32 protein-coding genes are annotated in these 26,256 nt (G+C 67.1%); 13 read left to right on the top strand and 19 right to left on the bottom strand.

Annotated features, from left to right (window positions below; translation table 11 throughout):
• Positions 1-150 precede the first annotated feature (150 nt).
• Both dprA and tldD read right to left on the bottom strand, forming a co-directional pair.
• Positions 151-1,335 (bottom strand): DNA-processing protein DprA, encoded by a 1,185-nt coding sequence (gene dprA, locus ACK41U_RS15900; RefSeq protein ID WP_409682103.1) that lies wholly within the window; start codon positions 1,333-1,335, stop codon positions 151-153.
• Between the two features lie 98 nt (positions 1,336-1,433).
• Complete coding sequence (gene tldD / locus ACK41U_RS15895) at positions 1,434-2,855, bottom strand: metalloprotease TldD (RefSeq protein WP_409682100.1); 1,422 nt, start codon at positions 2,853-2,855, stop codon at positions 1,434-1,436.
• 195 nt (positions 2,856-3,050) lie between these two features.
• Between tldD and coxB the strand changes: the two genes are divergently transcribed.
• From coxB to ACK41U_RS15845, 10 genes are all read left to right on the top strand, one after another.
• Entirely contained in the window at positions 3,051-3,941 is an 891-nt protein-coding gene (gene coxB / locus ACK41U_RS15890) for a cytochrome c oxidase subunit II (RefSeq protein WP_409682098.1), read from the top strand.
• 56 nt (positions 3,942-3,997) lie between these two features.
• Positions 3,998-4,915 (top strand): heme o synthase, encoded by a 918-nt coding sequence (gene cyoE / locus ACK41U_RS15885; RefSeq protein ID WP_409682095.1) that lies wholly within the window; start codon positions 3,998-4,000, stop codon positions 4,913-4,915.
• Positions 4,909-5,136, top strand: a complete 228-nt coding sequence (locus ACK41U_RS15880) for a hypothetical protein (protein WP_409682092.1) — start codon at positions 4,909-4,911, stop codon at positions 5,134-5,136. Before cyoE ends, ACK41U_RS15880 begins: the two co-directional genes overlap by 7 nt.
• On the top strand, positions 5,133-5,708 hold the full coding sequence (locus ACK41U_RS15875) for a cytochrome c oxidase assembly protein (protein WP_409682090.1): 576 nt from the start codon (positions 5,133-5,135) through the stop codon (positions 5,706-5,708). Before ACK41U_RS15880 ends, ACK41U_RS15875 begins: the two co-directional genes overlap by 4 nt.
• A 32-nt stretch (positions 5,709-5,740) precedes the next feature.
• The gene (locus tag ACK41U_RS15870; protein ID WP_409682087.1) at positions 5,741-6,568 is read left to right on the top strand and encodes a cytochrome c oxidase subunit 3; all 828 of its coding nucleotides are present in this window, start codon (positions 5,741-5,743) and stop codon (positions 6,566-6,568) included.
• An 85-nt stretch (positions 6,569-6,653) separates the two neighbouring features.
• Entirely contained in the window at positions 6,654-7,325 is a 672-nt protein-coding gene (locus tag ACK41U_RS15865; protein ID WP_409682085.1) for an SURF1 family protein, read from the top strand.
• A gap of 10 nt (positions 7,326-7,335) precedes the next feature.
• Positions 7,336-8,712 (top strand): threonine synthase, encoded by a 1,377-nt coding sequence (thrC, locus tag ACK41U_RS15860; RefSeq protein WP_409682082.1) that lies wholly within the window; start codon positions 7,336-7,338, stop codon positions 8,710-8,712.
• On the top strand, positions 8,709-9,974 hold the full coding sequence (locus ACK41U_RS15855; protein ID WP_409682079.1) for a M16 family metallopeptidase: 1,266 nt from the start codon (positions 8,709-8,711) through the stop codon (positions 9,972-9,974). The genes thrC and ACK41U_RS15855 overlap by 4 nt, the downstream gene beginning before the upstream one ends.
• A complete protein-coding gene (locus tag ACK41U_RS15850) occupies positions 9,974-10,558 on the top strand; it encodes a GNAT family N-acetyltransferase (RefSeq protein ID WP_409682076.1) in 585 nt (194 codons plus the stop codon). The genes ACK41U_RS15855 and ACK41U_RS15850 overlap by 1 nt, the downstream gene beginning before the upstream one ends.
• A gap of 1 nt (position 10,559) precedes the next feature.
• The gene (locus tag ACK41U_RS15845; protein ID WP_409682074.1) at positions 10,560-11,960 is read left to right on the top strand and encodes an FAD-binding oxidoreductase; all 1,401 of its coding nucleotides are present in this window, start codon (positions 10,560-10,562) and stop codon (positions 11,958-11,960) included.
• Positions 11,961-11,968: 8 nt separating this feature from the next.
• On the opposite strand, the gene ACK41U_RS15840 is transcribed toward ACK41U_RS15845, so the two are convergent.
• A complete protein-coding gene (locus ACK41U_RS15840; RefSeq protein ID WP_409682071.1) occupies positions 11,969-12,502 on the bottom strand; it encodes an adenine phosphoribosyltransferase in 534 nt (177 codons plus the stop codon).
• Positions 12,499-13,101 (bottom strand): flavin reductase family protein, encoded by a 603-nt coding sequence (locus tag ACK41U_RS15835; protein WP_409682068.1) that lies wholly within the window; start codon positions 13,099-13,101, stop codon positions 12,499-12,501. Before ACK41U_RS15835 ends, ACK41U_RS15840 begins: the two co-directional genes overlap by 4 nt.
• Before the next feature lie 117 nt (positions 13,102-13,218).
• Here ACK41U_RS15835 and ACK41U_RS15830 point away from each other — a divergent pair, with 117 nt between their 5' ends.
• Together ACK41U_RS15830 and ACK41U_RS15825 are read left to right on the top strand one after the other, a co-directional pair.
• The gene (locus ACK41U_RS15830) at positions 13,219-13,791 is read left to right on the top strand and encodes a GNAT family N-acetyltransferase (RefSeq protein WP_409682065.1); all 573 of its coding nucleotides are present in this window, start codon (positions 13,219-13,221) and stop codon (positions 13,789-13,791) included.
• Positions 13,784-14,560 (top strand): EcsC family protein, encoded by a 777-nt coding sequence (locus ACK41U_RS15825; protein WP_409682062.1) that lies wholly within the window; start codon positions 13,784-13,786, stop codon positions 14,558-14,560. Before ACK41U_RS15830 ends, ACK41U_RS15825 begins: the two co-directional genes overlap by 8 nt.
• A gap of 152 nt (positions 14,561-14,712) precedes the next feature.
• On the opposite strand, the gene ACK41U_RS15820 is transcribed toward ACK41U_RS15825, so the two are convergent.
• The 8 genes from ACK41U_RS15820 to ACK41U_RS15785 form a co-directional block, all read right to left on the bottom strand.
• Complete coding sequence (locus ACK41U_RS15820; RefSeq protein ID WP_409682059.1) at positions 14,713-16,245, bottom strand: ATP-dependent RecD-like DNA helicase; 1,533 nt, start codon at positions 16,243-16,245, stop codon at positions 14,713-14,715.
• 73 nt (positions 16,246-16,318) lie between these two features.
• Positions 16,319-16,930, bottom strand: coding sequence for a LysE family translocator (locus ACK41U_RS15815; protein ID WP_409682056.1), 612 nt, complete (start codon positions 16,928-16,930; stop codon positions 16,319-16,321).
• 68 nt (positions 16,931-16,998) lie between these two features.
• The gene (arsJ, locus tag ACK41U_RS15810; RefSeq protein ID WP_409682054.1) at positions 16,999-18,249 is read right to left on the bottom strand and encodes an organoarsenical effux MFS transporter ArsJ; all 1,251 of its coding nucleotides are present in this window, start codon (positions 18,247-18,249) and stop codon (positions 16,999-17,001) included.
• Positions 18,246-19,253, bottom strand: a complete 1,008-nt coding sequence (locus ACK41U_RS15805) for an ArsJ-associated glyceraldehyde-3-phosphate dehydrogenase (protein WP_409682051.1) — start codon at positions 19,251-19,253, stop codon at positions 18,246-18,248. Before ACK41U_RS15805 ends, arsJ begins: the two co-directional genes overlap by 4 nt.
• 3 nt (positions 19,254-19,256) lie before the next feature.
• Positions 19,257-20,093 carry a metalloregulator ArsR/SmtB family transcription factor gene (locus ACK41U_RS15800; protein ID WP_409682049.1) on the bottom strand — a complete coding sequence of 279 codons (837 nt, stop codon included), beginning with the start codon at positions 20,091-20,093 and terminating at the stop codon, positions 19,257-19,259.
• A gap of 63 nt (positions 20,094-20,156) precedes the next feature.
• Complete coding sequence (gene arsH, locus ACK41U_RS15795; protein ID WP_409682046.1) at positions 20,157-20,852, bottom strand: arsenical resistance protein ArsH; 696 nt, start codon at positions 20,850-20,852, stop codon at positions 20,157-20,159.
• Positions 20,845-21,885 (bottom strand): ACR3 family arsenite efflux transporter, encoded by a 1,041-nt coding sequence (gene arsB, locus ACK41U_RS15790; RefSeq protein WP_409682043.1) that lies wholly within the window; start codon positions 21,883-21,885, stop codon positions 20,845-20,847. Before arsB ends, arsH begins: the two co-directional genes overlap by 8 nt.
• Positions 21,882-22,196, bottom strand: a complete 315-nt coding sequence (locus ACK41U_RS15785; protein WP_409682040.1) for an ArsR/SmtB family transcription factor — start codon at positions 22,194-22,196, stop codon at positions 21,882-21,884. Before ACK41U_RS15785 ends, arsB begins: the two co-directional genes overlap by 4 nt.
• 256 nt (positions 22,197-22,452) lie before the next feature.
• Here ACK41U_RS15785 and ACK41U_RS15780 point away from each other — a divergent pair, with 256 nt between their 5' ends.
• Positions 22,453-22,659, top strand: a complete 207-nt coding sequence (locus ACK41U_RS15780) for a hypothetical protein (RefSeq protein WP_409682037.1) — start codon at positions 22,453-22,455, stop codon at positions 22,657-22,659.
• Between the two features lie 69 nt (positions 22,660-22,728).
• Here the strand turns inward: ACK41U_RS15780 and rpmE are convergent, their stop codons facing one another.
• The 7 genes from rpmE to ACK41U_RS15745 form a co-directional block, all read right to left on the bottom strand.
• Complete coding sequence (gene rpmE / locus ACK41U_RS15775; protein WP_409682034.1) at positions 22,729-22,950, bottom strand: 50S ribosomal protein L31; 222 nt, start codon at positions 22,948-22,950, stop codon at positions 22,729-22,731.
• Between the two features lie 14 nt (positions 22,951-22,964).
• A complete protein-coding gene (gene rplS / locus ACK41U_RS15770) occupies positions 22,965-23,348 on the bottom strand; it encodes a 50S ribosomal protein L19 (RefSeq protein WP_409682031.1) in 384 nt (127 codons plus the stop codon).
• On the bottom strand, positions 23,345-24,229 hold the full coding sequence (trmD, locus tag ACK41U_RS15765; RefSeq protein WP_409682028.1) for a tRNA (guanosine(37)-N1)-methyltransferase TrmD: 885 nt from the start codon (positions 24,227-24,229) through the stop codon (positions 23,345-23,347). Before trmD ends, rplS begins: the two co-directional genes overlap by 4 nt.
• Positions 24,219-24,737, bottom strand: coding sequence for a ribosome maturation factor RimM (gene rimM, locus ACK41U_RS15760; RefSeq protein ID WP_409682025.1), 519 nt, complete (start codon positions 24,735-24,737; stop codon positions 24,219-24,221). The genes trmD and rimM overlap by 11 nt, the downstream gene beginning before the upstream one ends.
• 74 nt (positions 24,738-24,811) lie before the next feature.
• Positions 24,812-25,165, bottom strand: a complete 354-nt coding sequence (rpsP, locus tag ACK41U_RS15755) for a 30S ribosomal protein S16 (protein WP_409682023.1) — start codon at positions 25,163-25,165, stop codon at positions 24,812-24,814.
• Positions 25,166-25,217: 52 nt separating this feature from the next.
• Entirely contained in the window at positions 25,218-25,514 is a 297-nt protein-coding gene (locus tag ACK41U_RS15750) for a chorismate mutase (RefSeq protein ID WP_409682020.1), read from the bottom strand.
• 103 nt (positions 25,515-25,617) lie between these two features.
• On the bottom strand, positions 25,618-26,154 hold the full coding sequence (locus ACK41U_RS15745; protein ID WP_409682017.1) for a GNAT family N-acetyltransferase: 537 nt from the start codon (positions 26,152-26,154) through the stop codon (positions 25,618-25,620).
• Positions 26,155-26,256 lie beyond the last annotated feature (102 nt).

Raw genomic sequence — 26,256 nt, 5'->3', positions numbered from 1 at the left:
CAGATATTTCTCGATCGTTTTGGCCTTGGCCGGAGATTCGACGACGACGACGGGCATGGATTCCTCGGGCGACTGCAATGGGGCGGCAACATGGGTGCCGGGCGGGGTGCTGTCAACGGGTCGTGGTAAATGGCCCCGCCGGGGACTGCCTCAGCACAGTGCCACGCGCCCGCCCGCCATCCGCGTCAGCCGCCCCTGCAGTTCCAGCGACAGGATCGCGGCGCTGGCGACGGCTGCCGGAACGCCAAGGTCGCGGATCAGGTCGTTTTCCTCGGTCGGAGAGGGCGACAGGCGCGACAGGATCCGTGCCTCGATATGGACCGGGCCGCCGGTATCGCCGCGCGGGCGCACCGGGGCCGGGTCGCCCGGCGAGGCAAGGCACCGGACCGTCGCCGGAGCGGGTTGCTGCTCTGGTCCGGCCTGCGGGACGGGCGATATGGGGGCCGAACGCAGCGCGTCGATCACATCCGAGGCGCTGCGCACCAGAATCGCGCCGTCGCGGATCAGCGCGTTGCAGCCCGCCGCGCGGGCATCCATCGGGTGGCCCGGCACCGCCATCACCTCGCGCCCCTGATCCAGCGCGTTTTTCGCCGTGATCAGCGTCCCCGAGCGATGCGCGGCCTCGATCACCACGACCGCCCGCGACAGGCCCGACACGATCCGGTTGCGGGTCGGGAAATGCCGTGCGGCGGGTTCGGTGCCGGGCGGCTGTTCCGACACCAGCACGCCCCGCTCGGCGATCTGCGCGGCCAGAATGGCGTTCTCGGCGGGATAGATCACATCGACGCCGCCCGCCATCACGGCAATGGTGCCGGTGGGCAGGGCCGCGTTATGGGCGGCCGTATCAATGCCGCGCGCCAGCCCTGCGGTCACGACCAGCCCCTGCTCGCCCAGCCCCGCAGCCATCCCCCGCGCCATGCGCAGCCCCAGCGACGAGGCATTGCGCGCCCCGATCACCGCGACCACATCGCGCGCCAGCCAGGCCGGATCGCCCCGCACCCACAGGACCGGCGGCGCCCCGTCGATCTGGCGCAACGAGGGCGGATAGCCGGGCTGGTCGCAGCGGATCAGGCGCGCCCCGGCCCGCCGTCCGGCCGACAGTTCGGCGGCGGCCACGCCTTCGGGGCAGCATTCGTAATCGTTGATCCCCGCCTCGGCTGCGATCTGTGGCAGGGCGCGCAGCGCCTCGGCCGCGCTGCCATGTTCGGCCATCAGCCGGTGAAATGTCGCAGGCCCCACCCGGCGCGAGCGGATGAGACGAAGAATGGCGAGGTCGTCATCCTTCGTCGCAGGTGTGGGGGTGGGGGTGCCATTGAATGCGAGCCCGGTTGTCATGTCGCCTCCGTCTCATCCGACTCACTGGATAAGGCAGGGGAGGTTAACAGGCGGTTAGCGGGGGCCGCCTGCCGCGGGGATTTTTACGGCGCAGCCGGTCAGCTGGCCGAGCCACCGACCGTCAGACCGCCGATCATCAGCGTCGGCTGGCCCACGCCGACCGGCACCCATTGGCCCTGTTTGCCGCAATTGCCGATGCCGGGGTCCAGCGACATGTCGTTGCCGATGGCGCGCACCTGTTGCAGGGCGGTGGCGCCATCCCCGATCAGCGTCGCGCCGCGCACGGGGTCACCGATCACGCCGTTCTTCACCCGATAGGCCTCGGTGCAGGAAAACACGAACTTGCCGTTGGTGATGTCCACCTGACCGCCGCCAAAGCCCACCGCATAGATGCCGTCGCGCAGATCGGCCAGAATCGCCGCCGGATCGGCATCGCCGCCGGGCATGTAGGTGTTGGTCATGCGTGGCATCGGCACATGCGCGAAACTTTCGCGACGCCCGTTGCCCGTGGGCGCCACGCCCATCAGCCGCGCGTTCTGGCGGTCCTGCATGTAGCCCACCAGAATCCCGTCCTCGATCAGCACGTTGCGGGCGGGCGGCGTGCCCTCGTCGTCGATATTGATGCTGCCGCGACGGTCGGGGATGGTGCCGTCATCGACCACTGTGACGCCGGGGGCGGCCACGCGACGGCCCATCAGCCCGGCGAAGGCGCTGGCCTTCTTGCGGTTGAAATCGCCCTCCAGCCCGTGGCCTACGGCCTCGTGAAGCAGGATGCCCGGCCAGCCCGGCCCCAGCACCACATCCATCGCCCCGGCAGGTGCCGCGACCGAGCGCAGGTTGACCAGCGCGATCCGCAGCGCCTCATCGACCAGCGCGCGCCAATGCGCGGGCTCCATCTGCCCGGTCAGCGAGACGCGCCCGCCGCCGCCCGCGCTGCCGGATTCGCGGCGGTCGTTGTTCTCGACGATCACTGCGACATTCAGTCGCGTCATCGGGCGGATGTCGGTTGCCAGCCCGCCCTCGGGGCGCAGGATCGCCACCTCTTGCAGGCTGGAGCCGATGCTGGCCGTGACCTGCACCACCCGCGGATCGAGGCTGCGGGCATAGTCGTCGATGGCGCGCAGAACCTCGATCCTGGCGGCGATGCTGATGCCCTGCGCCGGGTCGATCGCGGGATAGAGCGCGACCGGCGCCATGGCGGCGGCCTGCGCCAGCGTGCCACCGCCCGCACCCACCGCCAGCCGCGCGGTTTCTGCGGCGCGGCGCAGTGCAGCCTCGGATATTTCGGTGGAATGGGCGTAGCCCGTCACCTCGCCCCGGACGGCCCGCAGGCCAAAGCCCTGTCCGGCCATATAGCTGGAATTGCGCAACCGCCCGTCATCGAAGGTCAGCGATTCGGCATGGCTGCGTTCCAGAAACAGCTCGCCATCCTCGGCGCCCGAAACGGCGTCGCGCAGGATGGCCAGCGCCCGGTCGCGGTCGAGGTGATCGGCAAAGGGATCGAAGGTCGCGCGGGTCATCTGGCCTCCCTGGGGATGCGCGCGGCACCGCGTCGCGTTCCCAATTTGTCGGGTTTTCGATAGGTATGACTTGCCCGTAGGGGCGAGTTATGGTCATAGAACGGTCACTGTGAAAGGAAAAGGGGCAGCCTGCTGGCCGCCCCTGCGGCTGTTGAGGCCGGGCCAACGCAACGGGATGGAATGATGGCAAGAGCGATGATTCGCCGTGCAGTCGCGGCAGCTACGGGGTTCGCTGCGGCGGGCATGCTGACGGGCGCTGCGCTGGCGCAGGATGTGTTGGGCGAATTGCCCACGATCGGCAAACCTGTGGCGCGCGGTATGGGGTTCCAGCCTGCGTCCACCGAACTGGCACGGGATCAGCAATGGCTGGACCACTTTGTGCTGTATATCATCACTGCGGTGACCATTCTGGTCTGCGTGCTGCTGCTGGTCGTGATCTTCCGCTTCAATTCGCGGGCGAATCCGGTTCCGGCCAAGTTCACGCACAACACCCCGCTGGAGATCGCATGGACGCTGGCGCCGGTGCTGATCCTGGTGGCGATCGGGGCGTTCTCGCTGCCGATCCTGTTCCGCAGCCAGGAAATGCCGGAAAGCCCGGACGTGGTCGTCAAGGTCACCGGGCACCAGTGGTACTGGACCTATGAATATCCCGACAATGGCATCACCTTCGACGCGCTGATGCTGGCCGAGGATGAACTGGCCGATTACGGCTATGCCCCCGATGAATACCTGCTGGCGACCGACACTGCGATGGTCGTGCCGGTGGGCCAGACCGTGCTGCTGCAGGTGACGGCCAGTGATGTGATCCACTCGTGGACGATCCCGGCCTTTGCCATCAAGCAGGACGCCGTTCCGGGCCGCATCGGCCAGGCGTGGTTTGCGGTCGAGCAGGAAGGCACCTATTTCGGCCAGTGCAGCGAGCTGTGCGGCATCAACCACGCCTACATGCCGATCGTCGTCAAAGCCGTCAGCCCCGAGGTCTATGCCGCATGGATCGCCGATCAGGGCGGCACGCTGGAAGACGAGGCGCCGCAGACCGCGCGCCTTGATGCAGGCGCCGAGGTCACGCTGGCCCGCGCCGACTAATCTTGCCACCCAGGCCGGGGCGCCTGTCCCGGCCAAGGAAGGACCATGACCGCGCGATGACCGATATCAACGCCTGTGAAAGCGCCCCCGAGGCCGAGTTCAGCGATTATGTCGCGCTGCTCAAGCCGCGGGTCATGTCGCTGGTCGTGTTCACCGCCTTTGTCGGGCTGTGGATCGCGCCGGTCGATGTGCATCCGTTTCTGGCGTTCTGCGCCGTGCTGTTCATCGCGCTTGGCGGCGGTGCCTCGGGCGCGCTGAACATGTGGTATGACAGCGATATTGATGCGGTGATGCGGCGCACGCAGTCGCGTCCGATCCCCTCGGGCCGCATTCAGCGCGGCGAGGCGCTGGGTCTGGGGCTGGCGCTGTCGGTCATCTCGGTGATGATGCTGGGGCTGGTCGCGAACTGGTTCGCGGCGCTGTTTCTGGCCTTCACGATCTTTTTCTACGCCGTGGTCTATACGATCTGGCTGAAGCGCTGGACGCCGCAGAATATCGTGATCGGCGGCGCGGCGGGGGCCTTTCCGCCAATGATCGGCTGGGCCTGCGCGACCGGAGGCGTCAGCATCGAATCGCTGCTGATGTTCGCGCTGATCTTTTTCTGGACGCCGCCGCATTTCTGGGCGCTGGCCCTGTTCATGCGCGACGACTACAAGGATGCCGGCGTGCCGATGCTGACCGTCACCCATGGCCGGGCGGTGACGCGGCGCCATATCTTTGCCTATACGCTGGTGCTGGCGGGCTTTTCGCTTGGGCTGGGGCTGACCTCGGTCGGCGGGCCGCTGTATCTGGCGGTGGCGCTGGTGCTGAACGCGGCCTTTATCCGCGGCGGCTGGCAGGTGCTGCGCCGCCACGAGGATGCGGCGCGGGCGGATGGATTTGCGACGGAAAAGCGGGTCTTCAAACTGTCGCTGACCTATCTGTTCCTGCATTTCCTTGCGCTGCTGGTCCAGAACTGGATGGGAACATGGTAATGCCTTTGCAACCCGAACATGAACTTCACGGGCGCCGCAGGTCGCGCAATGTCGGTCTTGGCATCGTGCTGATCGGCTTTGTCGCGCTGGTCTTTGCACTGACCGTGGTGAAGGTGCAGCAGGGCGGCATGCTGGAGGCGTTCGACCACCAGCCCCGCGTGACCCTGCTGCCCGACGAACCCGCGCCCGTCACTGATACCACCGAGGAGGTCGCCCCATGATGAAACGCCTCAGCCCCGAAGGCCGCACGGCCACCATGCTGGTCGGCGTCGTCGTCACCATGGGCGCGCTGGCCTGGGCGGCGGTGCCCTTCTACGACTGGTTCTGCCGCGTCACCGGCTTTGGCGGCACCACGCAGATTTCGGCGGGTGCGCCCGACGAGATGCTGGACGAGATGGTGCGGGTGCGCTTTGACGCCAATACCGATCCGAACCTCGACTGGACCTTCCGCCCGATGCAGACCCGCATGGATCTGCGCATCGGCGAGAACGGGCTGGCCTTTTACGAGGCGGTCAACAACTCGGATGAGGTGATCACCGGCACTGCCAGCTATAATGTGGCGCCGGAGGTCTCGGGCTATTTCTTCGACAAGATCGAGTGTTTCTGCTTTACCGAGCAGACGCTGCAACCCGGTGAGCGCATGGAGATGCCGGTCAGCTTCTATGTCGATCCGGCGATCGTGAATGACCGCGACGCCAGCTGGGTGCGAGACATCACGCTGTCCTATACCTTCCACCGGACCGAGCCCCGGCGCGCAGCGCTTGACACGGCGCCGGACCAGACCATCAACTGAACAGACTTCGAGGGAGCCGACGGGGATCCGCCATGGCGCATGCTAAGAACCACGATTACCATATTCTTCCGGCCTCGATCTGGCCGTTCCTGGCGTCGGTGGCGGTTTTCGTCATGCTGTTCGGCGCCGTCGCATGGATGACCGGCGAGGTCACGCTGTTCGGCCAGCCGATCACCGGGCCGTGGATGTTCGCCATCGGTCTGGTCGCCACCACCTATGTCAGCTTTGCCTGGTGGGCCGATGTCGTCCGCGAGGGCGAGCAGGGCGACCACACGCCGGTCGTGCGGCTGGGCCTGCAATACGGCTTTATCCTGTTCGTGATTTCCGAAGCGATGCTGTTCGTCACGCTGTTCTGGAACTTCATCAAGCACGCGCTGTATCCGATGGGCGAGGAAAGCCCCCTGCGGGATGGCGTCTGGCCGCCCGAGGGGATCGTCACTTTCGACGCGTGGCACCTGCCGTTCATCAACACGCTGGTCCTGCTGCTGTCGGGCGTGGCGGTGACCTGGGCGCACCATGCCTGGGCGCATGAGGGCGACCGCAAGGTGGCCATCAACGGTCTGGCCATCGCCGTCGCGCTGGGGGTGATCTTTACCGGCCTGCAGGCCTATGAATACAGCCACGCGGCATTCGGTCTGGCCGATACGGCCTATGCCTCGGCCTTCTACATCGCCACGGGGTTCCACGGTCTGCATGTCATCATCGGCACGATCTTTCTGGCCGTCTGCCTCTATCGCTTCATGAAGGGCCAGATGACCCAGAACCAGCATGTCGGCTTCGAGGCCGCCGCCTGGTACTGGCACTTTGTCGACGTGATCTGGCTGGTCCTGTTCGCCGTCATCTACGTCTGGGGAAGCTGACCCCGCCACCACCGGACACCGGCGCGCGGGGACATCCCCGCGCGTTTTTCGTTGGGCCCCGCGGCCCGTTGACCCGGAGCGTTCCATGCGCCGCTATCTGTTTCCCCTGATCCTTGGCATTGTCGGCTGCGGCTTTCTGATCCAGCTGGGTCTGTGGCAGCTGGACCGCCGCGACTGGAAAGAGGGGCTGCTGGCCGAGATCACCGCAGGCATCAACGCCGAGCCCGTGCCCTTGCCCGACGTGATTGATCCATCGATGAAATACCTGCCGGTGACGGTCAGCGGCACCACCACCGGCGCCGAGATCGACGTGCTGTCCCATACCCGCGAACAGGGCGCGGGCTATCAGATCGTCTCGCGCTTCATCACCGATGACGGTCGCGCGATTCTGGTGGATCGCGGCTTTGTGCCGCAACAGACGCGCCGGGTGGATCGCCCTCCGGTGCGCCTGCAGGTGACGGGCAATCTGCACTGGCCGCAGGATGCCAGCAGCTCGACCCCCGCGCCAAATCTGGACGAGAACATCTGGTTTGCCCGCGATGTCGATGCGATGGCGGCGGCGCTGGACACGCAGCCGGTGCTGGTCGTCGCCAGCCATATCGCCGGTGACAATCAGGGCGCCCTGCCGATCCCCGTCGCGGTCGAGGGGATCCCGAACAACCACCTGTCCTATGCGATGCAGTGGTTCCTGATCGCGGCCACATGGGCGGTGATGACACTGGCGCTGATCTGGCGTATCAGGCAGCGCAGCTATTAAAGGACATCCGATGCGTTACGTCTCGACGCGGGGGCAGGCCCCGACACTCGACTTTGAACAGGCCATGCTGTCGGGGCTGGCGCGCGACGGCGGCCTCTATCTGCCCGAGACGATCCCGGCATTCGAGGGTCTGGAGACGCTGGACGGCCTGCCCTATGAAGAGGTCGCGTTCCGGGTGATCCGCCCCTTCACCGGCGACTGTTTCACCGACGAGGAACTGCGCGGCGCCATCGACCGGGCCTATGGCCGCATCGCCCATGCCGCACGCGCGCCGCTGGTGCAACTGGCGCCGGGCCATCACCTGCTGGAGCTGTTCCACGGCCCGACGCTGGCGTTCAAAGACTTTGCGATGCAGCTGATCGCGCAACTGTTCGAGATTGCGCTGAAACGCTCGGGGCAGCGGGTCACCATCGTCGGCGCGACCTCGGGCGATACCGGCTCGGCGGCGATCGAGGCGTTCCGGGGCATCGACAATGTGGACGTGTTCATCATGTATCCGCATGGCCGCGTCAGCGAAGTCCAGCGCCGCCAGATGACGACGCCGCCCGCCGCCAATGTCCATGCGCTGGCCGTGACCGGGCATTTCGACGACTGTCAGGCGCGGCTGAAGGATCTGTTCAACGACCACGGTTTCCGCGATCAGGTCGGGCTGGCGGGCGTGAACAGCATCAACTGGGCGCGTGTGGTGGCGCAGATCGTCTATTACTTCACCGCAACCGCCAGCCTTGGCATGCGGCCCACCGATTTCTGCGTGCCCACCGGCAATTTCGGAGACATTTTTGCGGGCAGCATCGCGCGCCGTATGGGTCTGCCGATCCGCCGCCTGATCGTGGCCACCAACCAGAACGACATTCTGCACCGCGCGCTGACCACGGGCGACTACCGGGTGGGCGAGGTCGAGCCCTCGATCAGCCCGTCGATGGACATTCAGGTCAGCTCGAACTTTGAACGGGCGCTGTATCTGGCCTATGGCGGCGATGCCGGCGCCATCCGTCAACTGATGGACGAGCTGAAATCCGGCGGCTTCGCCATCAGCCAGGGCGCGCTGGAAACGCTGCGCGACGAGTTTCTGTCGGGCCGGGTCAGCGAAGAGGAAACGCTGGCTACCATCGCCCGCACGCGCGACGAAACCGGCGAGGTTCTGTGCCCGCACAGCGCCATCGGCGTGGCCGTGGCCGAACGCCATCTGGAGCCGGGCGTGCCGATGGTGACGCTGGCCACCGCCCATCCGGCGAAATTCCCCGATGCCGTCGAACGCGCCATCGGCCTGCGCCCGGACCTGCCGCCGCATATGGCCGGTCTGTTCGATCTGCCCGAACGCGTGACGCGGGTTGAAAACGACGTGGATGCGCTTAAGTCGCTGATCCTCGACCGGAGGACACAGTGACCGCACCCGTTATCTCGACTTTGCCCAATGGCCTGAGGGTCGTGACCCGCAATATGCCGGGCCTGCATTCCGCGGCCCTTGGCATCTGGGTCAATGCCGGTGGCCGCAATGAGCGCGCCGAACAGAACGGTATCGCGCATTTCCTGGAACATATGGCCTTCAAGGGCACCGCGAACCGTTCCGCCTTGCAGATTGCCGAGGCGATCGAGGATGTGGGCGGCTATATCAACGCCTATACCTCGCGCGATGCGACGGCCTATTACGTCCGCGTGCTGGAAGATGACGTCAATCTGGCCTTCGACGTGATTTCCGACATCGTGCTGAACCCGGTCTTTGACGACCGCGAGATCGAGGTCGAGCGTGGCGTGATCCTGCAGGAAATCGGGCAGTCCATGGACACGCCTGACGACATCATCTTTGACTGGCTGCAAGAGGCCGCCTATCCCGATCAGCCGATCGGGCGGGCCATTCTGGGGGCGGTCGAACGCGTCAGCAGCTTCGGGCGCGCCGATCTGTCGGGCTTTGTGGCCGAGAATTACGGGCCGGGTCAGATGGTCGTCTCGGCGGCGGGCGCGGTCGATCACGACCGCATCCTGCGGCTGGCCGAGACCGCCTTTGGTCACCTGTCGCCGGTGATCCAGCCCGACCGCGAGCCCGCCCGCTGGTCCGGCCGCGAGACCCGGCATGTCAAGCCGCTGGAACAGGCCCATTTCGCACTGGCCTTCGAGGGGCCGGGCTATCTGGCGCCGGATTTCTATGCCGCGCAGATCTTTTCCTCGGCGCTTGGCGGCGGCATGTCCTCGCGCCTGTTCCAGAAGATCCGTGAGGAACGCGGGCTGTGCTATACGATCTTTGCACAGTCGGGCTTTCACGACGATACCGGCATGCTGACCATCTATGCGGGCACGGGCGCCGAGGATCTGACCGATCTGGCGAACCTGACCATTGATGAACTGAAGCGCGCGACCGAAGACATGTCCGAGGCCGAGCTGGCCCGCGCCCGCGCGCAGCTGCGGGCCAGCCTGCTGATGGGTCTGGAAAGCCCCTCGGCGCAGGCCGAACGCATGGCCCGCACGCTGGCGATCTGGGGCCGCGTCCCCGATCCCGCCGAGGTGGCCGAGCGCATCGCCAGCGTCACGCTGGCCGATCTGCGCGCGCATGGCGAGACGATGATCGCGGGGGCGCGGCCTGCGATGGCGCTGTATGGCCCCGTCGACGGCGCCCCCACGCGCGAGGCTCTGGCGCGCAGGCTGGCTGCGTGATGCTGCTCAGGCGCCGTCCGGTCCGGCTGGATGCCGAGCGGATCGTGCTGCGCCTGCCCGTGCATTCGGATTTCAACGCCTGGACCGGGCTGCGCCAGGAAAGCCGCGATTTCCTGACCCCGTGGGAGCCGGTCTGGTCCACAGACCACCTGTCGCGCAAAAGTTTCACCAATCGCGTGGGCTGGGCGGCGCGGGCCAGCCGCGCGGGTTCGGCCTTTCCGCTGTTCATCACGCGGCGGTCGGATGGCGCGTTGCTGGGGGCGGTGACGCTGGACAATATCCGCCGCGGTCCGGCGCAATCGGGCACGGTCGGCTACTGGATCGGCCAGCCCCATGCGCGCCACGGCTATATGCGCGAGGCGCTTGGCGTGCTGGTGCATTACGCCTTTACCACGCTGGACCTGAGCCGGATCGAGGCTGCCTGCCTGCCCGAAAACGCCGCCTCGCGCGGGGTGCTGGAAAAGTCGGGCTTCAAATACGAGGGCGTGGCGCAAAGCTATCTGCAGATCGACGGGCGCTGGCGCAACCATGTGCTGTTCGCCAATCTGCGCAGCGATCGAAGGGGCCGGACCGATGTGCGCTGAGATGCTCCTGAATCCCGCCGATGACCGCCTGGCCGCGCGCCTGCCTGCGGGCGTTCTGCGCGAGGTTTCGCCCGCCTATACGCAGGAACCGCGCGGCCGCTATCACGGTCAGGCCGGGCTGGTCGCAGCCCCCCGCGACGCACAGGAATGCGCCGCCGTGATCCGCGCCTGCGCCGAGGCCCGCGTGCCGGTCGTGCCGCGTGGCGGCGGCACCGGGCTGGTCGGCGGCCAGATCAAGCCAGACGGCGCCGCGCCGCTGATCCTGTCGCTGGAACGGATGACCGCCATCCGGGCCACCTATCCCGACGAAGGCGTGATGATCGCCGAGGCGGGCGCCACCTTGCAGGCCGCGCGCGAGGCGGCGGCGGGTGTGGGGCGGCAGTTCCCGCTGTCGTTGGCCTCGCAGGGCTCGGCCCAGATCGGTGGCGTGCTGTCGACCAATGCGGGCGGCGTGAACGTGCTGCGCTATGGCAATGCCCGCGCGCTGTGTCTGGGGATCGAGGCGGTGCTGCCCTCGGGTGAGGTGATGCACGACCTGAAACGGCTGCGCAAGGACAACACCGGATACGACCTGCGCGACCTGCTGATCGGGGCCGAGGGCACGCTGGGGATCATCACCGCCGCTTCGCTGGTGCTGGCGCCGGTGCCGGATGAGACGGGCGTGGCGCTGCTGGTCGTGGACAGCCCCGAGGCGGCGCTGTCGCTGCTGTCGCTGGCGCAGGCGCGCATGGCCGGTGGCGTGACCGCGTTCGAGCTGATCGCGGGGCAGGGGCTGCGCTTTCTGGCCGAAGCCTTCCCCGAGATGCGCCAGCCCTTTGCCCCCGCCCCCGACTGGCTGGTCCTGATCGAGGTCGGCCTGCCTGCGGGCCTGTCTGCCGACACGGCGCTTGAGGGTCTGTTCACGGCGGCGTCCGGGGCCGGGCTGGTCCATGACGGGGTGATTGCGCAATCGGGGCGGCAGGCGGCGGATCTGTGGGCCTTGCGCGAACATATCCCGCTGGCGAACCGCCATGTCGGCGCCATCGCCAGCCATGATGTCAGCCTGCCTTTGTCCGAAGTGGCGGGCTTTATCCGCGACGCAGGCGCCATGATCGCGGCGCAGGGCGATATGCGGGTCAACTGTTTCGGCCATCTGGGCGACGGCAACCTGCATTACAACCTGTTCCCGGCGCCGCGCCGGGCGCGCGAGGAATATGACGACCAGCGCGCCGGTCTGTCGCGGCGCATCCACCAGATGGTGGTCGATCGCGGCGGCTCATTCTCGGCGGAACATGGGGTCGGGCGGCTCAAGGCCGCCGATCTGGCGCGATGGGGCGATCCGGCGCGGCTGGCCGCCATGCGTGCGATCAAACACGCGCTGGACCCGGCGGGCATCATGAACCCCGGCGCCGTGCTGGCCTGAGGAGGCCGTTATGCGCCCTCGAATGCGCACAGGGCATGGACCGGCATGCCCATGCCCTCCAGCACCGCGCGCCCGCCCAGATCGGGCAGGTCGATGACGAACGCGCAGCCCACGACCTCGGCCCCCAGCCGCTGGCACAGGCTGATCCCCGCCGCCGCCGTGCCGCCCGTGGCCAGCAGATCGTCCACGATCAGCACCCGCTCGCCGGGCGACAGGGCATCGTCATGGATCTCCATGATCGCCTCGCCATATTCCAGCTGATAGGCCTCAGAGATCACCGTGCCGGGCAGCTTGCCCTTCTTGCGGATCGGCACGAACCCCACCGACAGCTGATGCGCGACGGCACCGCCCAGAATAAAGCCCCGCGCCTCAAGGCCCACCACCTTGTCGATCCGCGCGCCCGCATAGCCATGCAGCAACTGGTCCACTGCCATGCGAAACCCCCGCGCATCCGCGAACAGCGTGGTCACGTCGCGGAAAATGATTCCCTCATGCGGAAAATCATGAATGCTGCGGATATAGTCCTTCACGCTGCGGCTCACCTCGGGCGTTCCAGCTCGAACAGGTCGGTGACGGCGGTGTAATCGCGATAGCCGAGACGCGCGATCCAGCCCCCGGCCGGGCGCGGATCGAACCGGCCATCGACGACGCAATCATCGCGCAGATGCACGCCGGTCACCACACCAAAGACCGCAAAATTCGTCTCGCCCGCCAGCGGCACCACCTGTGTCAGCCGGCATTCCAGCGCCGCCGCCGCATCAGCAACGCGCAGACAGTCAATGGTGGTGCAGGGCGCGGAGGCGATCCCTGCCGCCTCGAACTCGCTCTGCCCGGCGGGCAGGGGGGCGGAACTGGCATTGATCGCCGCATGCATATTGCCGGTGGCGATATTGACGCAGAACACGCCGGTCTCGATGATCTGCGCCACGCTGTCCTTGCTGCCGTTGCGGTCCGGCTTGATGCCGGTCGAGGCGAACATCACCTGCGGCGGCACATAGGCGACCGCATTGAAGAAGGAATAGGGCGCCAGATTGTCGCCCATCCCGCCACGGGTCGAGATCCAGCCGATCGGCCGTGGCGCCACAATGGCATTGAAGGGGTTATGGGGCAGGCCGTGTCCGGCTTCGGGTCGGTAGAACATGGGGCGCGGCCTCTTGTCGGTTTCGGGGGCCAACCTGCCATTGCTTTTGGCGCTGCGCAATGTTCCGCCCGCCCTCCAGCCATGATAAACGGCGCGCCGGAACAACGGAGCGCGGCGATGTACGAAATCTGCCCCGAGACCCCAGCCGACACCGCCGAGGTCGAGGCGCTCTATGATCTGTGCTTTGCGCCGGGGCGCACGGCGTTGTCGTCCTACCGGCTGCGCGAGGGCGTGGCGCGGGTGGCCGATCTGTGCCTTGTCCTGCGGCAGGGCGGGGTGATGACGGCGGCCATCCGCTACTGGCCGGTTTGCGTGGCCGGGCAGCCGGTGCTGCTGCTGGGCCCGGTCGCGGTCCACCCCACGGCGCAGGGCGAGGGGCTGGGCGGCATGCTGATGCGCGACAGCCTGACCCGCGCGCGCGATCTGGGCTGGCAGCGGGTGCTGCTGGTGGGCGACGCGCCCTATTACAGCCGCTTTGGCTTTTCCCGGCTGGACGCGGTCGAGATGCCGCCGCCGACCAACCCCGACCGGGTGCTGGGTCTGGAACTTCATCCCGGCGCATGGGTTGACGTGACAGGAGAGGTCACGCGCGCGGTCCCGGACCCGCTGCCGGACCTGCCGCCGCCCACGAAGCCATCGCAGGACGACTGCACCCGGATCGAAAGCCCCGAGCCAACAGCACATGACTGACCGCCACCCCCTGATCCTGCCGCCGATCACCGATCCGCTGGTCCATGCCCAGATCGACCGGCTGGCGCACCGCTATCGCAATGCGGCGGGCCCGCTGATGCGCATCGTCGCGCGGGTCAGTCGCGGCGCGGGGGCGGCCCGCCTGCCCGAGGCCATTGCCAGCCAGCTTGACCGCGCCGCCCGCGCCGCGCTGGAGCGGGCGGCCCGCGCGGCCAGCCTCAGCCGCAGCGTGATGCGCGGCCGGGGCGACAGGTTCAACCGCCTGACCGCCACGCTTGCGGGCGCGGCGGGCGGCGCGGGCGGCATCGCGGGCGCCCTGGCCGAACTGCCGGTGATGGTGACGCTGCTGATGCGCGCCATGCTGGACATCGCGGATGAACACGGGCTGGACCCCGACAGCGACGAGGTGCGCCTTGAATGCCTGCGCATCTTTGCCGCCGCAGGCCCGGCACCCGGCCCCGGCAGTCCCGGCCCCGACAACGCTGTGCCGGGCCTCTCCAGCCTCGGCATCTCCTTGGCCGGGCAAACCGCCCAAGGCCTCATCGCGCAGGCCGCGCCCCGTCTGGCGGCGGCGCTCGGCCCGAAACTGGCCGCCCAGTCCGCCCCGGTCATCGGCGCCCTCACCGGCGCCACGATGAACCACGCCTTCGTCTCCTATTATCAGGCGCTGGCCCGCGTCCATTTCGGCCTCATCCGCCTCTCACGCGAAACCGGCCTGCCTCCCGAGGCGCTGACCGAAGCCCTGAACCAACGCCTGCGCCACCCCTGACCCCACCCCTTTGCCTTGGCGGCAAATAACCTCGGAGGGCGACGGCAGGTGCGCCACTGGTTCAGGAAGCAGCCTGCACCGCCCTTTTGCCTTGGAAAAATATCCTCTGGGGGTCCGGGGGGCGAAGCGCCCCCGGCGCTCGCGGGACGCAGCTACTCCTCTTCCCGCTCCAGCGCCAGCGGCGCGACCGGCACCTCCAGATCGTCGATGCTCAGCGGCCCCGCAGGCCGGGCCAGCCGCGCCTTGGTCACCCAGAACAGACGTTCCTGCGCGCGGGTGATGGCGACATAGGTCAGCCGCTTCCACAGCTGCACGCCCGCCTCGCTGCGGTTGGACCAGGCGGCGGCGGCGATGTCGGGGCCAAAGACCTGAACCTGCGGCCATTGGCTGCCCTGCGCCTTGTGGATCGTCACCGCCGCGCCATGCAGGAATGCGGCGCCCATCCGCGCGGCATAGGGGATGAAGGGCTCGTCCGCGTCGGGCATCTCGATCTTCACGATCGACGCCGCCGACAGGCGCGGATCTTCGGCGCCGATCACATGCAGCCGCGAAAAGCCCGGCTTGCGCCCCGGCCCCAGATAGACCACCTGCGCGCCCTTGATCAGACCGCGCGCCTCAAGGTCGATGCGCTTCTTGCGGTGCTTCAGCGGCAGCTCCAGCCCGTCGCAGATCAACGGCTCTCCGGCCAGCAGCGCGTCGCCCGGCGCGCCGAATGCGGTGCGGAAGGCGTGGATCAGCCGGATGCGCGTGGCATTGCGCCAGACCAGCACCGGGCTGCGCGCCATCAGATCGCTTTCCACCCGCTCGGCCCAGACCACGCGGTCGTCGCGGCGCGCCGCCGCGCGGATCATGCTTTCGAATTCGTCAAAGCCCAGCCGCTCATCGGCCAGCGCATGGGCCAGATCAAGGATCGGGTTGTCATCGGCCTGCCGGTGGATGCGGCTGAGGATCAGGCGCTGGGGCGCGGCCAGCCGCTCGAATACCATTTCGCCCGACTGGCCCACCGGGGCCAGCTGCGCCGGATCCCCGAACAGGATCAGCACCGGAAAGATCTCGCGCAGATCCTCGAACTGCTTTTCGTCCAGCATCGAGGCCTCGTCGATCAGCCCGACATCCAGGCCCTCTTCGCGCCGCTTCCAGCCCCGGATAAAATCCGAGCCGCGCAGCCCCGCCGCCGCCAGCGCGCCGGGGATCGAGGCGTGCTGATCGTAAAAGGCCCGGATGCGGTCCAGAACCGCGTCATCCATCCCCTCGATCTGCGGCTTCACGCCGGATTCGGTCAGCCAGTCGGCGATCTTCTCATATTCTGGGTCATAGACGGGCGTATACAGAATGCGGTGGATGGTCGTCGCAGGCACACCGCGCATGCGCAGCACGAAGGCCGCCTTGTTGGTCGGCGCCAGAATCGCGACGCTGCGGCGGTCCTTGCGGCGGCGCCCCTCCCAGTCGGGGCTGATCAGCTCGACCCCGGCCTGCAACAGCGCCTTGGTGACCTGCGACAGCAGCAGCGTCTTGCCCGATCCGGCCTTGCCGATCACCGCCATGACACGGCCCTTGCCCTCTTGCGGGGGGTGCAGCTCCTCGGCGATGATGTCGATGCCCGCCGCGCCAAAGCACTCGGCCAGCGCGTCCCAGGCTTCGGCCTGATCGGGGGAAAGGGTCGGGGCGGGGGATGCGCTGCTCATCCCCCCGATCTAGCCCGCGGCGCCGCGAAAGCGAAGGGGGGCGCCGCGTTTTCACCCGTGAGAGTGGATGACCTCAGCGCGCGGCCATCAGCGCGCTGCCCCCCAGCAGGCAAGAGCCTCCGGCATAGCCCATCCTGCGGCGGGCCCTAAGGCCGCGCAGGCTGGCGCCAAGCCTGACCGCCAGCACGGCATATCCGCCCAGCACAGCGGCCACGATCACGGCAGAGGTCATCATCAGCAGCAGAAATTGCGGCAGTTGCGGCGCGGCAGGGTCAATGAACTGCGCCAGAAACGCCATATAGAACATGATCGCCTTGGGGTTGAGCACGCCGGTCAGAAACCCCGCGCCAAGGCTGCCCCGATGGGATGCAGGTGCCTGCATGCCTGCCGCTGTCAGGCGTCGCGCCGCCCTGATCTGCATGATGCCGAGGCAGGCCATATAGGCCACCCCCGCCCATTTCAGGACCATGAAGGCCGCGCTGGATGAGGCGAGGATCAGCCCCAGCCCCAGATATGAGGTGGTGATGACAATCACACCGCCCAAGAGATCCCCGATGATACAGGCCAGCGCCGCCTGTGGCCCGCGCGACAAGGACTGCCCGATGACCATGAACACGCTTGGACCCGGAATCAGAGAAATCACTGCGAAGGTGATCACATAGGCAATCCAGCTGTCCAACGGCATCTTGCGGCTCCTGTCCGGGTCTGGCGCATCAGGGCGCATTCGCCGGGCAGGGGCAAGTCCGTTTCCGCTCAGACCGTGGCCAGCCGCCGCGCCGCCAGCCAGCTGGCCAGCGCCATCACCCCCGCTGTCGCCAGGCACAAGGGCAGCCCGCCCAGCTGATAGCTGACCCCCGACAGAAGCGTGCCGATCAGGCGACCCGCCGCATTGGCCATGTAGTAAAAGCCCACATCCCGCGTGATCCGCTCGGCCGCGCCAAAGGCCAGGATCAGATAGGAATGGACCGAGGAATTGATCGCAAAAACAAAGCCGAACAGCAGCAGTCCCGCGACGATGGTGCCGGTCAGCCAGTCGGCGGGCGTCCCGGCCAGCCACGCGGCAAGGGCCAGCGCGAAGGGGATCGGCACCAGATAGCCCGCCCACCGGATCGCCTTGGCGGCGATGGCCGCCTCGGGCTGGTGGCGCCCGCCCAGCAGACGGGGGGCGGCGGCCTGCACTGCGCCATAGAGGATGATCCACAGCGCCATGAAGCCCCCGACAAGAAAGAACGCCTCGCGCCGTCCCTCGGCGGTGCCATCCGACAGGACGGCCTGAAAATAGATCGGGATGCCCACGACGAACCAGACATCGCGCGCGCCGAACAGGAACATCCGCGCCAGCGACAGCCGGTTCACCCGCGCATCGCGCGAACGCCAGCCCGACCAGCCCTCGGCCGACTTCATCCGCCCCGGCAGACCGGGCGGCAGGAACAGCGCCACCGCCAGCAGGATCGCCGCCAGCACCCCCGCCATGGCCCAGATCGCCGCATGGAACCCGGCCAGACCCAGCATCGCCGCGCCCAGAAAGAAGCCCAGACCCTTGACCGCGTTCTTGGAGCCGGTCAGGGCCGCGACCCAGCGGAACAGCCCGCCATCCTCGGCGGGGGCCAGCACCTTGACCGCCGATTTCGACGACATCTTGGACAGATCCTTGGCCACGCCGGACAGGCCCTGCACCGCCATCACGAACACCACCGAGGCGGTGATCCCCCATGCCGGATCAAGCTGCGCCAGCGCCACCAGCGCTGCGATCTGCAACCCCAGCCCGGCATAAAGCGTCGCCGCCAGCCCGAACCGCGCCGCCAGCCAGCCCGCTGCAAGGTTGGTGACAATGCCCGCGATCTCGTAGAAGACGAACAGATAGGCCAGCTGCACGGGCGAAAAGCCCAGGGCGTTGAAATGCAGCAGCACCAGCATCCGCAGCGCGCCATCCGACAGCATGAAGGCCCAATAGGCCGCCGTCACCGCCCCGTAAGCGCGCAGGGGGTTGGCCGTGGCGGTCATAGCGATCCCGCCACCATCCGGGCCACATCCGCCAGACGGCAGGCATAGCCCCATTCATTGTCATACCACGCATAGATTTTGACCTGCGTGCCGTTGATCACCATGGTCGAGCCCGCATCCACGATCCCCGAGCGCGGATCGTTGATGTAATCGGTCGAGACGAGGGGCCGCGTCTCATATCCCAGGATGCCCTTCAGCGGGCCCTCGGCTGCGGCCTTGAACAGCGCGTTGACCTCGTCCACGGTGGTTGGGCGCTCGACCTCGAAAACGCAATCGGTCAGCGAGGCGTTCAGCAGCGGCACCCGCACGGCATGGCCGTTCAGGCGGCCCGTCAGTTCGGGATAGATCAGCGTGATCGCGGTGGCGCTGCCGGTGGTGGTGGGGATCAGGTTCATCAGCGCGGACCGCGCGCGGCGCATGTCCTTGGCGGGGCGGTCCACGATGGTCTGGGTGTTGGTCACATCATGGATCGTGGTGATCGAGCCATGCCGGATACCCAGATTTTCATGGATCACCTTGACCACGGGCGCCAGGCAATTGGTGGTGCAGCTGGCCGCCGTGATGATCCGCTGGCTGCCATCATACAGATCATGGTTGATGCCATAGACGAGGTTCAGCGCGCCGCCATCCTTGACCGGGGCGCTGACCACGACCTTTTGCACGCCCGCCGCGAAATAGGGCGCGATCTTGTCGGCGGTCTTGAAGACGCCGGTGCAGTCGATCACCAGATCGACGCCCAGATCGGCCAGCGGCAGCGCCTCGATCGTCTTTTCATGGGTCAGGCGGATGTGCTGGCCGTCCAGCACCAGCCCGTTGCCGTCATGGGCGACGGGGGTGGGCCAGCGGCCATGCACGCTGTCGAACTCCATCAGCAGGGCATGTTGTTCCGCATCGCCCGCGGGGTCGTTCAGCAGCACGATCTGACCGCCGGCGCCGCTGTCGATCAGGTCACGCAGCGCCAGCTTGCCAATGCGGCCAAGGCCATTGAGGGCGATCCGCGTCATGGCTTACTCCGCTTTCAGGGCGTCGGCGTCGATCTGATCGACGCGCGATTGCAGGGACATGCGGTCAAGGCTGGACATGGGCAGGGCCACGAACGCCTCGATCCGGCGGCGCAGCGCGCCGTAGGTCTGCGCAAAGACCAGCGCCTTTTCGGCATCGGTGCCCGTCGCCTTGACGGGATCGGGCAGGCCCCAATGGCCGGTAAAGGGCTGGCCGGGCCAGGGCGGGCATTCCTCGGCCGCCGCCGTGTCGCAGACGGTGAAGACGAAATCCATCACCGGCGCGCCCTGGGCCTGAAATTCCGAGATATGCTTGGAGCGCATCTGCGCCACGTCATGGCCATTGCGCTTCAGCACCTCCAGCGCGAAGGGGTTCAGCTGGGTGCCGGGGCGGGTGCCGGCGGAATGGGCGATGAACTTGTTCCCGCCCAGATCGCGCAGGATCGCCTCGGCAAAGATCGACCGGGCAGAGTTGCCCGAGCAGATGAACAGCACGTTGTAAGCGGTGTCTGACATGGTCGTATCCTTGAATGACAAAAGGGGGGACAAAAGGTCAGGCCGGGCGCGGACCAGATCCAGCGCCAGATAGCCCAGCAAGGCCTCGGTGGTCTCAAGATCGACGGAATAGAACAGCGACCGCCCGTCACGCCGCACCTCGACCAGACCGGATGCGGTCAGGTCCGACAGGTGATGCGACAGGGTGTTCTGCTTGAGGTCCAGCGCCTGCGCGATCTCGGTCGGGCGTACCCCGCGCGGGGCAAATCGCATCAGCAGGGCAAAGACGGCCAGCCGTCCGGGATGGCCGAGGGTGGCAAAGGCATGGGCGGCGCGGTTCTGTTCCATATTTCCTGAATATCGGAAATAAGAAGAATCACCAGTGAACTTTGCATGACTCTTTGGTGACGGTCAGGTTGCCGCCGACTGGTTCACCCGCGCCATCAGCGCCTGCGCATCTTCCTTGCGCTCGGAATAGCGGTCGACAAGATGCGCGGTGCGGTCGCGGGTCAGCAGGGTGAATTTCACCAGCTCCTCCATCACATCCACGATCCGGTCATAAAGGGGCGAGGGGCGCATCCGCCCGGCCTCATCGAATTCCTGAAACGCCTTGGGGACCGAGGATTGGTTGGGGATCGTCAGCATCCGCATCCAGCGCCCCAGAATGCGCATCTGATTGACCGCATTGAAGCTCTGCGACCCGCCCGAGACCTGCATCACCGCCAGCACCTTGCCCTGCGTCGGTCGCACGGCGCCATCGGACAGCGGGATCCAGTCGATCTGGGTCTTCATCAGCCCGGTCATGGCGCCATGGCGTTCGGGGCTGGACCAGACCATGCCCTCGGACCAGGCGACCAGCGCCCGCAGCTCCTGCACCTTGGGGTGGCTGGCATCGGTGTTGTCATCGACCAGCGGCAGGCCCGAGGGGTGAAAGAACCGCACCTCGGCGCCCAGATGGGTCAGGATGCGCCCGGCCTCTTCGGCGGACAGGCGCGAAAAGCTGCGCGCGCGCAGCGACCCGTACAGGATCAGAATGCGCGGCCTGTGGCCCGGATGGTCGATGGCGGGCAGCAGGGCGGCCTCAAGGGCAGGCATGTCGTCAGGCATCAGAGGCTCCGTCAGGGTCGGGGAAATGGCCGCGGGTGCGGTTGGCAAAGGCCACCAGCGACAGCATCACCGGCACCTCGACCAGCACGCCGACCACCGTGGCCAGCGCCGCGCCGGAATTGAGGCCGAACAGGCCGATCGCCACCGCCACCGCCAGTTCGAAGAAATTGGACGTGCCGATCAGCGCGCAGGGCGCCGCCACCCGGTGCGGCAGCTTCCACGCCCAGGCCCAGGCATAACCAAGCGCAAAGATGCCATAGGACTGGATCAGGATCGGCACCGCGATCAGCGCAATCAGCAGCGGCTGCGCCAGAATGACCTGCCCCTGAAAGCCGAACAGCAGCACCACCGTCAGCAGCAGCCCCAGCATCGAGGCGGGCTTGATGCGCGCGGTGAACGCCGCCACCGCCCCCTCGCCGCCGCGCGCCATCAGCGCCCGGCGCGTCAGCGTGCCCGCAATCAGCGGGATCACGATGTACAGCACCACCGACAGGACCAGCGTCTCCCACGGCACCGAGATATTGGTGACGCCCAGCAGAAAGGCCACGATGGGCGCGAAGGCCACGACCATGATCAGATCGTTCACCGAGACCTGCACCAGCGTATAGTTCGGATCGCCGCGCGTCAGTTGCGACCACACAAACACCATTGCCGTGCAGGGCGCCGCGCCCAGCAGGATCAGCCCGGCGATATATTCCGGCGCGCGGGCCGGGTCGATCCAGCCCGCAAACAGGTGGTTGAAGAACAGCACCGCCAGCGCCGCCATGGTAAAGGGCTTGATCAGCCAGTTCACCACCAGCGTAATCACCAGCCCCTTGGGGCGGCGGCCCACCGCCTTCAGCGAGGAAAGGTCGATGGCGATCATCATCGGATAGACCATCGCCCAGATCAGCACCGCCACGACCAGATTGACCGAGGCATATTCCAGCCCCGCAAGCGCCGCGAACAGTCCCGGCACCAGATTGGCCAGCACCAGCCCGGCCAGGATACAGGCCGCGACCCACAGGCTCAGCCAGCGTTCGAACAGGTTCATGGGGTCTCCGTTCCGGATGGCAGGCAGCAGCTGCCCTGCGGGGCATGCAGCGCGTCGATGAACCGGGCGAGGGGGACCAGCGCCGCGGGGTCCAGCGCATAGCAGATGCGCGGCCCGTCGATCTCGCCGGTGATGATGCCTGCGGATTTGAGGATGCGCAGATGTTCCGAGACGGTGGATTGCGCAAGGCCCACGGCGCCCACGATCTCGCCGCCGATGCAGCCGGGGCTTTCTTGCAAAAGGCGCAGGATGCGGATGCGGGCCGGATGGCCAAGCGCCTTGGCAAGTGTTGCGATGTCTGTATCGGGCATGGCAGTCCCTTCTATGATCGTCGATTGCCGATATAATGGAGGTTTCGCGCCGCGTCCACCCCCGATGGGCGCCGGTGATTCGCGGGTCAGAACAGACCGGATCGTTCAGATGCTGCACTGCGGCATGACTTTTGCCGCTGATTTCGCCTATGCAGCAATCATCCGCATGGCCGGGCGTCTGCGAATGCGTCTCGACGCAGGAAATCCGCAGGCCGCGCAGGCAGGCTGAGGGCCTATCCTGCTTCCGAGGTGTGCCATGATCGAACTGCTTTTCGTCACCTGCCTTGCCACGGCCCCCACCGACTGCCGCGACCGCAGCCTGATCTATACCGAAGATGTCGGCATGATGGCCTGCATGCTGCATGGACAAGCCCAGATCGCGCAATGGGCCCAGCAACATCCCCATGAGCAGGTGAAGGGCTGGAAATGCCGCCATACCAATATGCGCGAGGTGCGGGCCTGAAAGCGGGGGTGCAACGCAAAACGCCGCCCGGGTGGGGCGGCGTCTGCAATGTCAGGCAGGGGGCTGCGATCAGAAGCCCAGACCTGCGTATTTCGACTTGAACTTGGACACACGGCCACCGGCGTCCATCAGGCGGGACGAACCGCCGGTCCAGGCCGGGTGCGAGGTCGGGTCGATGTCCAGCGACATGCTGTCGCCTTCCGCGCCCCAGGTCGAACGGGTCTGATAGGTCGTCCCGTCGGTCATCTTGACCTCGATCATGTGGTAGTCGGGATGGATGTCTTTTTTCATCGGGTGACCTCGTCTCAGGCTTTCGCGTCCGACAGGGGACGGTAATTGGTCTTTTCAGCGATACGGGCCGATTTGCCGCGACGATCGCGCAGGTAATACAGCTTGGCGCGACGCACCTTGCCGCGACGGACGACTTCGATCGTGGCGATATTGGTCGAATACAGCGGGAACACGCGTTCCACGCCTTCGCCAAAGCTGATCTTGCGGACGGTAAAGCTGGCCGCGATGCCGCTGCCGCCCCGGCGCGAGATGCAGACGCCCTCGTAGTTCTGAACGCGGGTGCGGGTGCCCTCGGTCACTTTGTAGCCGACGCGGATCGTGTCGCCGGCCTTGAAGTCAGGGATGGTCTTGCCAAGCTCAGCGATCTGCTCGGCTTCGAGTACTGCGATCAGGTTCATCGCTCTGGTTCCTTGTCATGCTCGCGGTAGCCCCGCGATTGGTCTGATGCGCCCGAGCGCTGTCGGTCCTTTGCCGGGTCCAGATGCGTTTGCGCATATGCCCGCCACAGATCGGGGCGACGTTCTTGTGTCAGCCTTTCGGCCTCACGGGCGCGCCAATCAGAAATGGCCGCGTGATTGCCCGACAGCAGAACCGGCGGGATCTCGCGACCGTCCCAAAGGGCAGGCTTCGTGAACTGGGGGGCTTCCAGAAGGCCCCTGTTGCCGATGGAAAAGGATTCCTCGGCCAGAGAATCCTGATTCCCCAGCACGCGCGGTATAAGCCGGACCGTCGTGTCGATCAAGACCTGAGCGGCGATCTCTCCGCCCGTCAGGACATAATCGCCGATGCTGACCTCTTCGATGGCGTGCTTGTCCAGCACGCGCTGGTCGATCCCCTCGAACCGGCCGCAGATCAGCGTCACGCCGGGGCCCTGCGCCAGCGCGCGCGCGCGGGCCTGCGTCAGGGGCGTGCCGCGCGGGGACATGTAGATCACCGGCAGCGGCTGGCCGCGCGCCGCATCGCCAAGCGCCGCGTCCAGCACATCGGCGCGGATCACCATGCCCGCGCCGCCGCCTGCGGGCGTGTCATCGACATTGCGGTGGCGGCCCATGCCGAATTCGCGCAAGGTGATGGTCTGCAGGTTCCACAGCCCCTGCGACAGCGCCTTGCCGGTCAGCGACAGGCCCAGAATGCCGGGAAAAGCCTCTGGAAACAGGGTGATGACGCGGGCGGTCCAGGCGCCCACGACCTGCGGCTCGGCCATCAGCTCGCGCGGTTTCAGGCTGGGTCGGACCGCGAGGCGCCCGTGAGAGCGGGGCGCCTGCGGGTCATCCGACATCGTCGGCGCCCGTATCGTCGGAACCGGGCGGGTCGGCGACGATGCGGCCTGCGGTCAGATCGACGGTCGGGACCACCGCGCGGGTGAAGGGCAGAAGCAGCACCGAGGCGCCGCCCACGACCTCCAGAATATCGCCCGCGCCGTGGTCAAAGACCGCGCGGACCCGGCCAAGCGTCACGCCGCCGGTATCGACGACCTGCAGCCCGATCAGATCGGCATGGTAGAATTCGTCATCGGGCAGCGAGGGCAGCACCGATCGCGGCACCCATAGGGTGATGCCCTTGAGCGCTTCGGCCTGTTCGCGGGTGGCGATGCCCGTGATGCGCGCGCCAAGGCCGCCGGCGACGGGGCGGGTCAGCGTGATGGTGAAGCTGCGCGATCCGTCCTCGGTCGCAAGCGCGCCATAGTCTGCAATATCAACAGGTTCGGCGCAGAAACTTTTCAGGCGGACTTCGCCATGGACCCCGAAGGCCCCGGCAATCGCGCCGACGCAGATCTTGTCAGTCATGGCTTTGCGGTTCCCATTGGGGGTCGGAAAAGAGGGTCCGGCCCGGCGTCAGATGCCGGGCCGGGCCGGGAGGATCAGGCCTCGGCGGGGGCTGCGGCTTTGGCGGCGCGCTCTGCGGCGCGGGCCTTGGCTTTCTTGCCGGGCTCGGCCTTTTTCAGGTTCTTGCGCTCGGTCTTTTCGGTGACGCCTGCGGCTTCCAGGAAGCGGGCCACGCGGTCGGTCGGCTGCGCGCCTTCACCCAGCCAGTATTTCACGCGCTCGATGTCCATCTTCACGCGGTCTTCGCTGTCTTTTGCCAGCAAGGGATTGTAAGTGCCCAGCTTTTCGAGGAAGCGGCCATCGCGCGGCATGCGGGCGTCGGACGCGACAATCGCGTAGTGAGGGCGTTTTTTGCTGCCACCACGGGCAAGGCGGATCTTCATGGACATCGGGTATCTCCTTTGAAACGACGTCAGGGGCCGGGGTCTTGGGCCGTGCCCCTCAGGACTGGTATTGTTCGTGGTGCCGGATCACTTCGGCGATCACGAAGGTGAGGAATTTGCGCGCGAATTCCGGGTCGAGTTCGGCCTCGCGCGCGAGGCGTTCCAGCCGCTCGATCTGTTGCGCTTCGCGCGTGGGATCGGACGGAGGAAGATCGTGGTCGGCCTTGAGGCGGCCGACGGATTGGGTGTGCTTGAAGCGCTCGGCCAGGGTATAGACGAGGATCGCGTCCAGCCGGTCGATGCTGGCGCGATGCGCGCGGAGCAGGTCTGCGGCGCGGGTGGCGGGGTCGGTCACGCGGCATCTCCAAGCGGTTGATTTTGTTGGGTTGGGCCGCGCACAGCCTGTGCACAGGGCGTGCACAGGGCAGACACCGGGCGTGCACCGGAAAGCGGGGTCATCATGGCGTGACCTCTGCCGGATGGCGGTAGACGAGGCAGGGCTTGTCCCATTTGGGCTGGGCGGCCCCGGTGTCCAGCGTGGCGCCGAGCCGTTCGGCCAGCGCAATCGAGCGGGCGTTGCCCGGGTCGATATAGCTGACCGCCGTGGTCCATCCCAGCGTGGTGAAGGCGTGCAGGCGCGCGGCGCGGGCGGCCTCGGAGACGAGGCCCCGGCCTTCGGCCCCGGCGGTCCAGACCGTCCAGCCCAGTTCCTGTTCCGGCCAGCCGTCGGGGAACCACGGGCCGGTCAGGCCCAGAGGCGTGTCGTCCCCCTTCAGGGTGAAGACGAACATGCCGAAACCGCGCATCGCCCAATGGCCGATGACATGGCCGAAGGCGCGCCAGCTGGTGCCCGGCGCCAGATCGGGGCCGCCGCCGATATAGCGGGCGCGGTCGGACTGGTGAAAGCTGCGCCAATGCGGCCAGTCGCTGCCCTGCGGGGCGCGCAGGGTCAGGCGGTCGGTGTCCAGCACCGGGGTGGGGGTGAGGGTGATCATGGCGTCGTGGTCCGGGCTGGCGTGGCAGGGGGGGGGGGGGGGGGGGCCCCCGCGCCCCCCCGGAGGAGAGCCCGAGCAGCACGGGGGCGCGGGGGGGCGCGG

Origin of the sequence: Paracoccus sp. (in: a-proteobacteria) (assembly GCF_046289755.1) — a bacterium.
Lineage (GTDB): Bacteria > Pseudomonadota > Alphaproteobacteria > Rhodobacterales > Rhodobacteraceae > Paracoccus.
The sequence above is the reverse complement of the archived record's forward strand: the minus strand, read 5'-3'. Positions and strand labels throughout refer to the sequence as shown.

Bases quoted from the DNA above. Each gene is read 5' to 3' on its own strand.
- dprA (WP_409682103.1), bottom strand. From the start codon at position 1,335: ATGACAACCGGGCTCGCATTCAATGGCACCCCCACCCCCACACCTGCG.
- tldD (WP_409682100.1), bottom strand. From the start codon at position 2,855: ATGACCCGCGCGACCTTCGATCCCTTTGCCGATCACCTCGACCGCGAC.
- coxB (WP_409682098.1), top strand. From the start codon at position 3,051: ATGATTCGCCGTGCAGTCGCGGCAGCTACGGGGTTCGCTGCGGCGGGC.
- cyoE (WP_409682095.1), top strand. From the start codon at position 3,998: ATGACCGATATCAACGCCTGTGAAAGCGCCCCCGAGGCCGAGTTCAGC.
- ACK41U_RS15880 (WP_409682092.1), top strand. From the start codon at position 4,909: ATGGTAATGCCTTTGCAACCCGAACATGAACTTCACGGGCGCCGCAGG.
- ACK41U_RS15875 (WP_409682090.1), top strand. From the start codon at position 5,133: ATGATGAAACGCCTCAGCCCCGAAGGCCGCACGGCCACCATGCTGGTC.
- ACK41U_RS15870 (WP_409682087.1), top strand. From the start codon at position 5,741: ATGGCGCATGCTAAGAACCACGATTACCATATTCTTCCGGCCTCGATC.
- ACK41U_RS15865 (WP_409682085.1), top strand. From the start codon at position 6,654: ATGCGCCGCTATCTGTTTCCCCTGATCCTTGGCATTGTCGGCTGCGGC.
- thrC (WP_409682082.1), top strand. From the start codon at position 7,336: ATGCGTTACGTCTCGACGCGGGGGCAGGCCCCGACACTCGACTTTGAA.
- ACK41U_RS15850 (WP_409682076.1), top strand. From the start codon at position 9,974: ATGCTGCTCAGGCGCCGTCCGGTCCGGCTGGATGCCGAGCGGATCGTG.
- ACK41U_RS15845 (WP_409682074.1), top strand. From the start codon at position 10,560: ATGCTCCTGAATCCCGCCGATGACCGCCTGGCCGCGCGCCTGCCTGCG.
- ACK41U_RS15835 (WP_409682068.1), bottom strand. From the start codon at position 13,101: ATGTTCTACCGACCCGAAGCCGGACACGGCCTGCCCCATAACCCCTTC.
- ACK41U_RS15830 (WP_409682065.1), top strand. From the start codon at position 13,219: ATGTACGAAATCTGCCCCGAGACCCCAGCCGACACCGCCGAGGTCGAG.
- ACK41U_RS15825 (WP_409682062.1), top strand. From the start codon at position 13,784: ATGACTGACCGCCACCCCCTGATCCTGCCGCCGATCACCGATCCGCTG.
- ACK41U_RS15820 (WP_409682059.1), bottom strand. From the start codon at position 16,245: ATGAGCAGCGCATCCCCCGCCCCGACCCTTTCCCCCGATCAGGCCGAA.
- ACK41U_RS15815 (WP_409682056.1), bottom strand. From the start codon at position 16,930: ATGCCGTTGGACAGCTGGATTGCCTATGTGATCACCTTCGCAGTGATT.
- arsJ (WP_409682054.1), bottom strand. From the start codon at position 18,249: ATGACCGCCACGGCCAACCCCCTGCGCGCTTACGGGGCGGTGACGGCG.
- ACK41U_RS15805 (WP_409682051.1), bottom strand. From the start codon at position 19,253: ATGACGCGGATCGCCCTCAATGGCCTTGGCCGCATTGGCAAGCTGGCG.
- ACK41U_RS15800 (WP_409682049.1), bottom strand. From the start codon at position 20,093: ATGGAACAGAACCGCGCCGCCCATGCCTTTGCCACCCTCGGCCATCCC.
- arsH (WP_409682046.1), bottom strand. From the start codon at position 20,852: ATGCCTGACGACATGCCTGCCCTTGAGGCCGCCCTGCTGCCCGCCATC.
- arsB (WP_409682043.1), bottom strand. From the start codon at position 21,885: ATGAACCTGTTCGAACGCTGGCTGAGCCTGTGGGTCGCGGCCTGTATC.
- ACK41U_RS15785 (WP_409682040.1), bottom strand. From the start codon at position 22,196: ATGCCCGATACAGACATCGCAACACTTGCCAAGGCGCTTGGCCATCCG.
- ACK41U_RS15780 (WP_409682037.1), top strand. From the start codon at position 22,453: ATGATCGAACTGCTTTTCGTCACCTGCCTTGCCACGGCCCCCACCGAC.
- rpmE (WP_409682034.1), bottom strand. From the start codon at position 22,950: ATGAAAAAAGACATCCATCCCGACTACCACATGATCGAGGTCAAGATG.
- rplS (WP_409682031.1), bottom strand. From the start codon at position 23,348: ATGAACCTGATCGCAGTACTCGAAGCCGAGCAGATCGCTGAGCTTGGC.
- trmD (WP_409682028.1), bottom strand. From the start codon at position 24,229: ATGTCGGATGACCCGCAGGCGCCCCGCTCTCACGGGCGCCTCGCGGTC.
- rimM (WP_409682025.1), bottom strand. From the start codon at position 24,737: ATGACTGACAAGATCTGCGTCGGCGCGATTGCCGGGGCCTTCGGGGTC.
- rpsP (WP_409682023.1), bottom strand. From the start codon at position 25,165: ATGTCCATGAAGATCCGCCTTGCCCGTGGTGGCAGCAAAAAACGCCCT.
- ACK41U_RS15745 (WP_409682017.1), bottom strand. From the start codon at position 26,154: ATGATCACCCTCACCCCCACCCCGGTGCTGGACACCGACCGCCTGACC.